The organism is Paenibacillus sp. NEAU-GSW1 (assembly GCF_009737085.1).
GTDB lineage: Bacteria > Bacillota > Bacilli > Paenibacillales > Paenibacillaceae > Pristimantibacillus.
In genome coordinates this window covers 138,712-151,493 of sequence record NZ_WOVL01000007.1, presented here as the reverse complement: position 1 = coordinate 151,493, position 12,782 = coordinate 138,712, and the positions used below count along the sequence as shown (strand labels likewise).

Annotated in this window: 10 protein-coding genes; 3 read left to right on the top strand and 7 right to left on the bottom strand. The window is 41.6% G+C overall.

Annotated features, from left to right (window positions below; genetic code table 11):
- Positions 1 to 164: 164 nt before the first annotated feature.
- Together GOM71_RS07090 and GOM71_RS07085 are read right to left on the bottom strand one after the other, a co-directional pair.
- The gene (locus GOM71_RS07090; RefSeq protein ID WP_156279229.1) at positions 165 to 569 is read right to left on the bottom strand and encodes a hypothetical protein; all 405 of its coding nucleotides are present in this window, start codon (positions 567 to 569) and stop codon (positions 165 to 167) included.
- 49 nt (positions 570 to 618) lie between these two features.
- A complete protein-coding gene (locus GOM71_RS07085) occupies positions 619 to 1,146 on the bottom strand; it encodes a hypothetical protein (RefSeq protein WP_156279227.1) in 528 nt (175 codons plus the stop codon).
- Between the two features lie 318 nt (positions 1,147 to 1,464).
- On the opposite strand from GOM71_RS07085, the gene GOM71_RS07080 reads away from it, so the two are divergent.
- A complete protein-coding gene (locus GOM71_RS07080; RefSeq protein WP_253944733.1) occupies positions 1,465 to 2,838 on the top strand; it encodes a recombinase family protein in 1,374 nt (457 codons plus the stop codon).
- Positions 2,839 to 3,249: 411 nt separating this feature from the next.
- Here the strand turns inward: GOM71_RS07080 and GOM71_RS07075 are convergent, their stop codons facing one another.
- The 4 genes from GOM71_RS07075 to GOM71_RS07060 form a co-directional block, all read right to left on the bottom strand.
- The gene (locus GOM71_RS07075; protein ID WP_156279225.1) at positions 3,250 to 6,432 is read right to left on the bottom strand and encodes a hypothetical protein; all 3,183 of its coding nucleotides are present in this window, start codon (positions 6,430 to 6,432) and stop codon (positions 3,250 to 3,252) included.
- Positions 6,429 to 7,850, bottom strand: coding sequence for a glycosyltransferase family 2 protein (locus GOM71_RS07070; RefSeq protein WP_156279223.1), 1,422 nt, complete (start codon positions 7,848 to 7,850; stop codon positions 6,429 to 6,431). The genes GOM71_RS07075 and GOM71_RS07070 overlap by 4 nt, the downstream gene beginning before the upstream one ends.
- On the bottom strand, positions 7,847 to 8,530 hold the full coding sequence (locus GOM71_RS07065; protein WP_253944732.1) for a HEAT repeat domain-containing protein: 684 nt from the start codon (positions 8,528 to 8,530) through the stop codon (positions 7,847 to 7,849). Before GOM71_RS07065 ends, GOM71_RS07070 begins: the two co-directional genes overlap by 4 nt.
- 359 nt (positions 8,531 to 8,889) lie before the next feature.
- Complete coding sequence (locus tag GOM71_RS07060) at positions 8,890 to 9,771, bottom strand: response regulator (protein ID WP_156279219.1); 882 nt, start codon at positions 9,769 to 9,771, stop codon at positions 8,890 to 8,892.
- A gap of 293 nt (positions 9,772 to 10,064) precedes the next feature.
- Here GOM71_RS07060 and GOM71_RS07055 point away from each other — a divergent pair, with 293 nt between their 5' ends.
- Positions 10,065 to 10,748, top strand: coding sequence for a hypothetical protein (locus GOM71_RS07055; protein WP_173275320.1), 684 nt, complete (start codon positions 10,065 to 10,067; stop codon positions 10,746 to 10,748).
- 324 nt (positions 10,749 to 11,072) lie between these two features.
- Here GOM71_RS07055 and GOM71_RS24865 read toward each other — a convergent pair whose 3' ends face one another.
- Entirely contained in the window at positions 11,073 to 12,038 is a 966-nt protein-coding gene (locus tag GOM71_RS24865) for an ornithine carbamoyltransferase (protein WP_367649499.1), read from the bottom strand.
- Between the two features lie 159 nt (positions 12,039 to 12,197).
- On the opposite strand from GOM71_RS24865, the gene GOM71_RS07045 reads away from it, so the two are divergent.
- Positions 12,198 to 12,758 (top strand): histidine phosphatase family protein, encoded by a 561-nt coding sequence (locus GOM71_RS07045; protein ID WP_156279215.1) that lies wholly within the window; start codon positions 12,198 to 12,200, stop codon positions 12,756 to 12,758.
- The last annotated feature ends 24 nt before the right edge of the window (positions 12,759 to 12,782 follow it).

The window sequence follows — 12,782 nt, the reverse complement described above, 5'->3', positions numbered from 1 at the left end:
TAAATCGTGCCACTTGTGTCATCCTCTCAAACCAACCTTTCTCTTAGTTTAATTCATATTGGTTTGAGAGTTTACACAAATTATTTTACAGTCTCAAGCAAAGCTCTATATTCCACAATGGTATAAATAAAATTTACCTTCGGACAATCTATCAGAAAATGAAATTATCTTTTCGATTTGCTTAATGATTTCATCCGATTATAAACTAACTTTTCATAATAACCAGATTGTTCCCCACCCTCAACCATAACAAATTCTCCTGTAAGCTCCAATGCTGTCGGTGAATTCAGAAATAAATCTCTCCAAGAGGAAAATACACTTTTTAAATTCCTAGCAGAAATCTCATCAAAAAGAGTCACGCCGTGATAGTTAATCCCCGCACCAGCTGGTGTCCCATTTAGAGCTGGATTTCTACTCGGAATCCATTTTAATGTATCACTAACGTACTGAACAATGTCATCATGTATCACTACACTATCTATAACTTTAGGATTGTTTTCTCTATTCATCCAAAATCGTTCTACATCTATTGTAATAGGAATGAGATAAAACTCATGTTCTAGTGCCATCTAAATCCTCCCAAGACTTTATTACTTCACCTCCCCCCACCTGTTGTTCTCAGATGTAAGGTTCATAATCCTTTTCATATGACACTTTCGTTTCTTCATATGTCGGTATGTCTAACAGTTGCACTTTTTTAATATCCATGTGTAAGAAATCGTTTGCTAGTATTTTTACTATTCTATTAATACTCATCATATCCCAATCTTTTGAAAGCTTTGACCATACATAAATGTAGGTAGGCTTGTGGCCTTTATCATTCATCGGTGCAAAGTGGTCAACTTGACATAAGATATCTTCTTCATCCCTCGGATATATATAACTATAGTCGATATCCTTATTTCCATTTATGAACTCTTCAATCTCGTCACAAAATTCTTTGTCTTCTGTTTTATCTAGTTCATTATTCAATAAATTTATGAGGCAGGGCTGAGTCAATAAATCGAAATATCCTAAAAAGTTATTTTTGTCCTTGTCAGAAAACAATGTAATTTCATCATTACAACTTTTGTCGCAGAATCCATATACTCCATACCAAAATAGCCAATGTCGAACATGTACATATATAGTGTCAGTAATATTCAATCCCCCCGATACTTAAATATTAATATCTGAAACTGACCTATGCTTATCTTAATTCCAGTATCCCACAAGACATTTCTTCAACACAACTTCTTATCATAATAGGTTCGCACCTTTCTTCCTACATAGAGTGACCACTACTAGTAGGAGGGGATGACATCATGAAAATCAAACGAACCTTTACCGGAACGTCCAGTCTAGAGGACATCTTACTATCCATTCTGAATAGTCAAATTGACAAAGTTATGGGTACTTCTTACCATGAAGAAAGAGCAAATGCTGTTCCTTGTGAATCGGACACGGAAGGGACGGTAAGGTAATATGAGAGTTGCTATATATGCACGTGTGAGTACAAAAAGAGACGCTCAGAAGAACAGTCTTGAGAATCAGATTTCATTTGCGACTTCTATAGCCACCCAAAGTGGTTGGACTGTTGTCCGGCAATACGTGGACAACGGAATCAGCGGGGCTACAAGAGAAAAACGAGCGGAATTACTTCAGTTGCTTCAAGACGCAAAAAAGAAGAAGTTTGATGCTGTAATTGCCAAATCGGTTTCTAGGTTAGGAAGAAACACTATTGAAAATCTTCTGACTGCCCGAGAAATTGAGAATCAAGGTATCCGCTTAATCTTACCTGAAGATTGTTACGACTCTGAGACAGGAGGAACAAGCAAACTAAACTTTAATTTGAGAGCGGTACTCGCTGAAGAAGAAAGTTCCAAGTCGTCGGAACGAATAAAAATGGGTTTGAGAGCGAGTGCAATGAAAGGAGTCTACAAGGCTTCTCTTCCTGCTTTTGGTTATAAACGAGACAACACGGGTAAACGACTTGAACTTGATGCTCCTGTAGTCAGAGAAATTTTCGACCTGTATCTTTATCAGGATTGGGGAATGTACAAGATCAGCAATTATCTAATTGACAAAGGTATCCCCACCCCAAGAACAGTGTCAGGCGGAAGTAATGCAGGAACTTTATGGGGACAAAGCACAATACGATTGATTCTTAAAAACATTGTTTATACAGGTACTCTTGTCCATCATCAAGAAGAAACAAGGGATTTTATTTCGAAGAAACGTAAAAAGGTAGACACCCAACAACAAATCGTTCATGAAAATGCCCACCCCGCTATTATTTCAATGGATGAACATATTATGGTACTGGAAATGATGAAACAAAAAGGGCAAAACAAAAACAATGGGAATGAAAGTTTATTTGCTCATATCGCTGTTTGCTCCGATTGCGGTAAAGGAATGACCTTCCGTAAGGACAGAAGAAAGAAGGACGGAGGGGCTTATGTTTGCGTTGGGTACGTTAAACACTCTGCTTCATATTACTCGTCTCATATAGTCGGGGCAAATACTTTACTGCAAGCAGTAAAAGGCGACTTAAAGGAATTAATTGCTAATACCGTCAAGGTAGAGAAGCTATATGGGGCGGCTAACAGCAAAGCAAACGAACAACAATCGAAGTACATGAAAGAATTAGTGAACGTAACAAATCGTCTCAATAAGTTAAACAAAGAGTTTCAAGCTTTGTTACAACTTTATATGGAGAAAAATATCGACCTTGAGCGATTCAAGGCTCAGAACGAGTATATCCAAGAAGAACAAGGTAAACTGTCTCAAAAAAAGCTAGAACTTGAAGTTGCTTTAGAAACCAAAAAAAGACACGGAAGAACAGCTCCATGCCTTTAAGAAGAAAGTCTCCCGCTTCGCTAAATTAGATATTGATGATGAGCAAGTATTGAAACAGGTTCTTCAACGACTTATCAAAAAAATCGAAATCAACGAAGACGGAACAATCAAAGAAATACACTACAACATTACCCGCCCCGCTTCACTTGGGGCATTAGAAAAGAGAGGGGCTTAATCGTTTGCCCCTCTTAATTTAAGTAACACTGTACATTCCACATGTGACGAGTGCTTAATATAGGTAAAATAAAAGGGGGCAGCTGAAGCCCCCAGCAATATCGGATTTTAAAAATTATAGTGGATGGTGAACTGCCATCTGGCTGCTACTTCAATTCGTTCAATTAATCGTTGTAGGAGTCCTCGATGTATCTCCTCATCCGTTATCTCTAATGATCGTCGAACGGATGCTAGTTTTTAATAAGCTTCAAACAGCTTTTGCAATATCGAATAAGATGGCTTCAAACGCTCTTCAGACTTTGGCAATTGCCACGTTTCCCACGTGTAAGCCTCCAGCTCTGGAAGCACTTTTCCCGTTGCTTTCGGCAAAGAATCGACGACTTGATTTTCATCATCGACAAAGACTGCGCCGATATAAATTTGCTCAACCTTAACCGACGCTTCTGCGCCGTCTTTGTGCAGATTTCCGACAAATTCACGCTGACTCGGATCTTTTGCCTGAATCAACAGCCACGGAATACGCAGTTCAATAATGTCCTCCGACCAGTTATAGTCAACAAGCGAGTTATAGCCCTCCGCTTCCGGATTCGCATTCCCCTGCATCAGCTTGCCTGTTTCATAGAAACTGAAATCGGTCACTCTGTCTTCCTCAGGCAAATACATCTGCTTATTCAAAGCATAGTAGATGGGCGCAAATTTACCGCTGTTATTAACGGGAACCTCCATGCGAGGTGGAATCTGCTTGGTACTCCGACTGTACAAATAATCATACATATCGTAATACTCATCGATGACGATACGAGAATCATCATTTTTATTCAGCTCAACAATAAAATCGACGCCATTGGAAAACGTAATATCTTTGATCGTTGTCGCTGACCTATTCCCTTGTTCAGGTACGACATCTAATAAAATACGAGGAGATGCTTTTTCCAGCAGCTCGCTTTTTAATTTGATATACAAATATTGCTCATCATAATCGACAGCAAAATCGGTCGCTTCAGAGGGTGACGTGCCAAATAATTGCGTTCCTCCCCACTCCTCTGTATTTCCGTCTGCTTTAACTTTCAGTCGATCAAAGCTTAATAAGCCAAACTGCTGCTCATTTGTTTGCGTATTGGACCAGAACGGCCGGCGATTGGGATTATCGTAATCCTCCGTATTCCAAGTCCGCTTGAACCATTCATCCTGCCAGGTGAACACAAGACCGCCAAGCAATCCTTCATGCATAATGTCTTCAAACAAATGCTGCAGCGTTTCTCCTTGCGCTTGCTCAGACATGAATCCTTGATTCCAGCCGTAAACATTCTCATGGGTCATTCCGCGGGAACCTGGAATGCCGAATTCAGCAATCAGAACAGGCATGCGATGCGCTGCATGCAGCTCCTTTAAATAGGCAGCATAGCTGTTTTTGTTGCCTCTAAAATCGACGTCATTTAAATAATCTCGATCATAGTTAAAAAAATCGGGGTAATAAGGGTACACATGATAGGAAGCAAACTCGCCAATGGCTTGCATGTCGCCCTTCGTATAGATCACATTTGGATTCACGCTTACTAAATCCTCATCTTTAGACGGTTCGGACGGATGGTCAAGCAAATCAGTTGTGACCCAGTTTGTAAAGCTCATGGGACGCATCCAATTGTATTTATCCTTCTCGTAAACCGTGATCAGATCCATTTGTTCCGCCAGCCAAATTTCAAACGGCGCTGCCTTTTTCGTCTCGAAATAGGTACCGTCATACTGTCCGATATTGGCATGCTTCTCGTTCGTGCCGACAACCATTTTCGGGTACCACTCGATGCCCAGCACCCAGCCAACGACATATTTGGAGACATCCGCATCGTATAGTCCCGAAGCATGACCTGGCTCAGGCTTAATATAAATGTTACCATGAATGACATCAACCAAGCGTTTCATTTCTTGCTGAAACTGCGCCAGGTTTTCTTTCTCGTAAGCATCCAGCGACTCTTCCAGATTTCCCTCATCTATCCATGCGCCATGAAGCACATAAAGCGGCTGTTCCGGATGCTCCTCGTTGTATTTGGCCAGCGCGCGATAAAATCCGGGAGGATGTATCGTATATACGCGTATCATATTGGCATTCATCTCGGCAATTTGATTGAACCAACGGTAATATTCTTCCTCCGTAATGGCTGCTTCTCCAGGGAAAGCACCCGGCTTGCCCATTCCGATATTGACGCCTTTCATGACGATCGGCTCCCATTTGCCATCCTTCATCACTTCAAAAGCTTTTCCTTGAATGCGCGCGTTATAATTCAGCTGTTCCTGATTCACCGCTTCAATTTGTTTATCTTCAAAATGTTCAACTATTTTCTTCATGACCGGCGTATAAATCGACCAGTAAAAGGAGCGATCCGCATACTTCTCCAAATATTTATATACCGTGGGCAAGCCTTTAATTTGATAGATACTTGGCACACGCGCTACATCATTAAAGTCGCCGGCGAAATAGTAACTCGTTGTATATCGCTTTTCCTGCGATACAATGGCTGCAAATTGCTGAGGGATACCGAACTCCTCCAGCCTCGCAATTCCTTCATCCGTTAAATCCCATGCGTACCGCGCCAACATATCCTCTTCATAATTAGGCGTAACAATATCGAACCAGTATTGGTATTCCGAATTGGCAGATTTGCCGAAAAACTGTTTTCCTTTATCCGTGAACTGCACCTTGATGCCTGCTGTTCTGACATGCTTCTTCTGCTCTAATACGACAAGCTGCTCTGTCAGCTCATTAAAGAGAATAAAACCTCCGCCCTTGTAAGGCCAGTTATCCCCATATTGATCGACTACCCATTGCGGAATTTCTACATTTTTATAATAATCCAGTTCATCGAAATATCGTCCAATCCAACCTGACCATGCAAGCCCTAAATAGTCTTGCAGCTCTCTTCTGACTGGTTCTGATGTTGGCGAAGCAAACGAATTGAATTCTGCGATCAGCATGCTTTTTTTAGGACTGGCTAAGCGAGCCGCAATCTTCTGCCATTCTTCCATCTCCAGGCCGCCGACCATTTTTTCCGAACGTTCGCCTAAACGGCTGCGCTCTGTAAAGTCATCCTTGTATACGCCATAACTATCTGCTAAATAAATCACATCATAATGGTTGAAGTCTGCTGGAAACGGCTTTTGTTCCACCTGTTTCGCAGCATCATTAGGAAGCGTGCCATAGTAATGCTCTCTCAAGTTATACGCTTGCTCATCAATGGTATATTTATAATGATTTAAAAACCAGTTTACGCCTAAATGCTCGCGATAGGTTTCATTGGGAACTGTCTTATCCAATATGGCCACGTTCAGCGGTTTTTCATCCTCTGCATACCACCATACAATCGGCGTAAGAAGAGCTGCTAGAACAATGACTACGATGATGACAATGATATTAATCCGCTTCATGCGCTTTTCCCCTTTTCAGCGATACCGACGCGTTTCATATTGCCCCACTCACTTTTTCCAATGACAAAACGGAATAGACCTTCACAGCGCCATAACAGCGTAAGCGGCCGATACCAGAACATTTCAGTCAATGACAGCACAAGGATGTGCAGCAGTTCTCTTTTTTTCGGATAAGTATTCATGCTCCAAGCCTCGAATAAGACGGATGCAACCGAAAAAATCATCCCGTAAATGATAAACAGCAGCACCAGTGCAATTGAGATCTCATAATAAATACTACCCATGAAAAAGGCCGCAACAATATAAACATAGCCACCGAGCTCGATAATGGGACCCAAGCATTCAGCAAGCCAAAAATAAGGGAAGGAAATGAGTCCGATCGCCCCATATTTAGGATTGAGCGTCATTTTCTTATGTTTCCACAAACTTTCGATTAATCCTTGATGCCATCGTCTGCGTTGATTTCGCAGCACTTTCGCTGTTTGCGGCGCTTCTGTCCAGCATACCGGGTCTGGCACAAATTCAATCCGCTTCTTCTCCTTTTTCTCTTTAATCAAGCGATGAATATGGACGACAAGCTCCATATCTTCTCCTATGAGATTAGCCGAATATCCTCCGGCTTCAACCGCCCATTTTTTAGAGAATACACTAAAGGCGCCTGAAATAATAAGTACCAGATTAAATTTGCTTAACGCGATACGCCCCATTAAAAAGGCTCTTAAATATTCGACAACCTGCATGATGACCAAGTAATTTTCAGGCAATCTTGTCTCATAAACGGAACCAAGCTGCATTTTCGCACCATTGGCGATGCGGATATTGCCGCCTGCCGCGATGACTTCTCCATCGGATAAAATAATCGGCTTCATAACACGCAGCAATGACTTCTCGTCCAATATGGAATCTCCATCAATCGAACAAAAATACGGGTATTTCGATAGATTAATCCCGACATTCAAGGCATCTGCCTTGCCGCCATTTACTTTATCTATTAATATACAGTTGCTATAAATGGCAGATTCGTAAACTTGGATAACCTGTTTTGTCGGAATATGCTCGTGGATCTTTTTTTTTACAGGCTTCATTTCAAAATGATCAATGATCGTCTGAAGCGTGCTGTCTGTAGATCCATCGTTGATAATAATAATTTCCGTTTGCGGATAGCGTAAATTCAATAAGGAATAGACGGTATCGACAACGCCTACCTCCTCATTGTAAGCAGGAACAAGCAAAGATACCGGCTTGGAATAAAAGGCATCAATATGCGCATCGTCATACTCCGAAGGATCTAGGCGATAACGCTTGCGTACGTCAATCATAGCCGTTATAAACATCATGCAATACGAAATAATGACAAATAACATGTAGAATAGAATGACGCCGCCAAAAAACCGCATACCGTAATCTAACATGTTCATCTGCTTTCCCGCTTTCTCATTAGCGTTTCTTTTGCCATATCGACCGCATATTCGTCATCAGCGTATTGAATAAATTGCTGCAGTCTTTCGCCGCCTTGTCGAGCTTCGGCAATCGTTTCGGCAGCTTGAGAACGTACCCGCCAGTTTTCATCCTGAAGGAGCTGCTCCAGATACGTATATATGTTGGCTAGCGGCGTATGTTTAAAAATTTTGGCCGCCATCAAGCGCTCCTCCCATACCTCCGAGCTAACAAACGGCAAATAGATCTCGATCTCATCAATAATACCGATTTCATAAATTCCCTTTAAAGCTCTGATTCTGATCTCGGCATTATCATGCGATAGCAAATGCTTTAATTTATCAACATACGGTGCATTTCTTCTTACGGCCGCCGTATCGATCAGCGCAAATTGAATATTCAACGACCAGTCTTGAAAAGCATCAAAGAACCGGATGAATAAATCATCATCCAGCAATACAAGCAATCTTCGATATTCACTCTCGGAATAGTCGTCCTGCAGCTGTTTCAGCTTTTGCGTGAACAACTCCGGCTGAAAAAGCGAATAGATTTTTAACAGCTGAAAACGCTCTTCCTTCGAAACTTTTTTATGCTCAAGGCTTTGGCAAGTATCCAGCAATTCATCTATACCAAAATCAGCAATACGATATAGTGCATTCATCCGAGTACTCCAGCGTTTACTTACCAAATCCTTTTTATAGAATTCCTTTAGGTAACGATTGGAAAAGTTTTTTATTTCCAGTCGCATTGCCGGGCTTGCAATATTTTTGAGGTAGGATAAAAATATCATTTCAATGGCCTCGACATCCGCCCTGCTCCGCGGCGCCAATCGAACAGAAAATAGTCCTTCTTCAAATAAATAGTCATTCCAAAGCGGCGTAGATCGCTGCAAGAAGGACTTACGCTTCACATTGAAAGAAGCTTCACGCTCCCGCTGGACAAGCAAGTAAACCGTAAAAAACACTAGAATGGCTAATATAGCGGCTATGATGATTAGGAGAAAGGAAATAGACAAATCGATCATAACCAGAACCTCGCAAATGTCCGCTTGATTTTCGCCTCTAGCAACCGCAGATTAAATGGCTTTACTATATATTCGTCTACGCCGCTTTCATAAGCATTAAGCATTGCACCTTCATAATTCCGTTCTGACATCATGTAAATAATAAACTTCTTGGCATTCGGCATTTTTCGCAAATGGTGCAAAATTTCGAAACCATTTTTACGAGGCAAAATATCATTCATCAAAATAAGATGGAGTTGTCCGGATTTATAATGATCCCTTTCCAAAAAACTGTAGCCATCTTCGTAAGCAGTAATGTCAAAGGTGAAATGAGGAAGATCCAATTGGTTAAGTGTTATCTCAAGCACTTGTCGAAATATTTCATTATGCTCTATGATGCTTACCTTTACAGCCTCAATGGGCTGCATACGATAATCGGCAATCTCTTCAATCGCCCAGCTTGATTGCTCGTCATCAGCGAGCCGCTGTTTATTTTTGTTAATTAAAGCTTCAAACGTAACATCATTGTTCCGTATTTCTGTAATAGAAGCCTTCAACTCTATGGAATGAGATTGTTCTTCCTTTAAAACAGAAAAAATCCGATTCAAAAATGCCTTTGCTTCAACAGCGCTGTTCTGAAGAAAGAAAATCCCCCAATGGTTTCCATCCGATAGCTGGAAAAGCAAATCCGTTTTGCGTAGTTTGGATTGCAAAAATAATGCAACCTGCTCTTGCACGCTATGTTCTTGTTCATCCGATCCATGTAAAGAAGCCATCGCCTTTAAGAAGATTGCTGTTATCGGAAGGCGCGAACGAATGATTGTCTCGAGCCAAATTTCAAAGTACTGTTTTACTTCCCGCTCACCCATAATATCTTCTATGACTGCTTTTTTCCCCATAGTTGATCACCCGCTTCATATTCATCTGATTAAAAATCATCATAGATTCAAAGCGCATCAACAAGTTGACTACATTCTCACAGAGAGAATATCATAACTTAGTGTAATATGTCGACTAATGCCCATAATATAGAAAAAAACAATCGGAATATGTTTCATCCCCTTCCCCCGTTTTTTTGTCGAGGCAGCCTTTGCTCATCCGATCTTTCACATCGTCTATTGTCCAAGCACTTCGAAGGCTGGAGGAATAATCTATCACGAATGCTAGATTCATAGAGGATGGTGATTATATGGTGTTAAAGAAACAACCGCGAAAGCTTAGTCTGACGAGCAGAGTTAAAGCCGCTATCTCCAGCAAACGAGTAACCAAAAGTGCAGCAAAGAGACAAGCAGTCATTAAAGGGGCGGTGAAAAAAAGATCTGCGGCCAAGGGCTCGACGACGAAAAAAACAGTGAACAAAAATATTAACAAAATAAAAATTGTCATCAATAAAGGGTCCAGAAAACGGAGAAAAGCCACCTTCAAACGTCCTGTGAAAAAGTTTTGCGCCTGCAAAACGAGCACTTGCGGCTGCAAATCCGCATTTGGCGCTACCGCCCTCTCTGCTCAACCCGTAACGCCCTTCTTAAGCCAGGTACAATATAACTTGGAATCCTTCGACCTTAAAAATGAGTACAATACAGCGACATCGACCTTCCGCCCTAAAAAAACCGGCATTTATACCCTAATTGCTAGTGTCGGTTTCGTTGCGAACGAAAATGTAGAAAACTTTTTTTCTTTGTTTATCCGTGTAAACGGCATTAACCGGATCGGTGACAGCGAGGATTCACTCCTTGTCGGCAGCGGGACGATTGCGACCTCCGGCATCATTCGTTTAAATGCAGGCGATGAAGTTCAAGTGTTCTTTGGCTCCTTTATTGCAGGCCGCATCGTTCCCGATTTCGATACCCGTTTTGAAGCCGCAAGGGTCGGTTAAAAAACATAAGGCCGGACACAACGTCCGGCCTTTAACATTCTAACGATTTAGACGATCCAACAAAGCTTTGATTTTCGGATCAAGCTGAAGCACACCAGACTCATTTTCGAGGAGTGCGGTACGTTCAAATTGACATGCATAGCGAACCCGCTTCGCTTTATAACGAAGCTGTTTTCGCTATTTTGCCCTTCGGGCAGTCATTTCACCGGGTAGCGAAACCATTTTCTCTATCCAAGCAACTCATTTCGCTAATAGAGCAACTGGATTCGCTGCCCGCCATTATCCGCATTCCCAGCTTGCCAGCAGCGAAATTCACTTCGTTATTTAGCGAGTCTGGTTCGCTAATCCAGTATGATCAGGCATCTGCAGCCCTTCGTTCTGATCGAGCAAATACAGCAGCAGCGCCTTTTGAACATGCATTCTGTTTTCAGCCTGTTGATAGATAATGGATTTGTCGGATTCAATCAGTTCTTCTTCGATTTCGTATCCGGGATGAATAGGCATATCATGCATAATATAAGGGGAATGACCGTTAAGATTTTCTTTGTTCAACTGAAAAGGCTTCATTTGCTCCAATCTCCGATTCTTCTCATCCTCATAATGGCTCTCCTGAAAAAACTCCATATCGACCCATGTATCCGTGTAAACAAACTGAGATCGTGAAACTGCCTCCGACAGACTGTTTACGGTCTCCACATAACCGCTTTGGATTGCGTTATCCATCAGCTCTTCATCCCATGAAGGCGCATTAATAACAGGCGTCACAAGCAGAAGCTGAACTCCTAATGAAATGCAGCCTGCTATCAATGAATTGGCTACATTGTTATGGATGCCGACATACGTTATCGTAATTTCCGAGAAAGTCCCTGCCGTCTCATAGACGGTCATCAGATCGGCTAATGCTTGGCAAGGATGATATTTATCGCAGCATCCATTGATGACCGGCACCTGCGAATATTTAGCTAGCTCCAGTAAATCTGAATGGTTTTTCAATCTCGCCATAATCACATCACAGTTCCTTGAAACATAACGCGCCTCATACTGGATGGGCGAAATACTGAAATTGCTTGCATCCCAATCCATCTGGACAGCATATCCCCCAAGCTGATTAATGCCCGACTGAAAAGATAAGCTTGTTCTGGTCGATGTTTTCTGGAACAGCATAAGGAGACCTTTTCTTTCACAAGCATGCGCATACTTCTCGGGGTTCTTCTTGATCTCAATCCCCATTCGGATGATAGACTTCAGGCCGTCTGGACTCAAATCTTTTAAGGATAATAAATGGTTCACATCGTCACCTCGACTGCATATTTATACATAATCATGAATATATATTCACATTAATGAATAATAATTCATTAGCCAATAACTGTCAACCATCTGTTTCCAATCCTATGAAAGTGTTAAAATATTACTGCATCTTATTTGATTGGATTGGTGGGACCGTTAATGACAAACGTTTATTTGGTACGGCATGCTCATTCTGTTTACTCTGCTGATGAATTAAATAGACCCTTATCTGAACGCGGACAAGAAGACGCTCGGAAAGTAACGAACTTATTGGCGAGCGAAAATATGAATGTCCTCATTTCTAGCCCCTATAAAAGAGCGATGCAAACGATTGAAGGGTTAACTGGAATATATGGATTGGATATTATCCTAGAAGATGATTTTAGAGAGCGGCTGCTGTCAGAGAAGCCTGTTGAAGACTTTGACCTTGCAATCGCAAAGGTGTGGAAGGACTTCTCCTTCGCCTGGGAAGGCGGAGAATCCAGCACGGATGCCCAGAATAGAGGATTTCGAGCGCTCGAAAGGGTATTGTACGAATATGAGGGCAAAAATATTGCAATCGGCACCCATGGCAATATCATGGCGTTAATGATGAACGTTCTGGACAAAAGGTTTGATTTCGACTTTTGGAAACAATTAGATATGCCTGACATATACAAATTAAGCTTTGATAAACGGAAACTCATTGAAGTGAGACACATTTGGGATAGAGAGAATTAAGAAAAGGAGAGGCTCCACACCTCT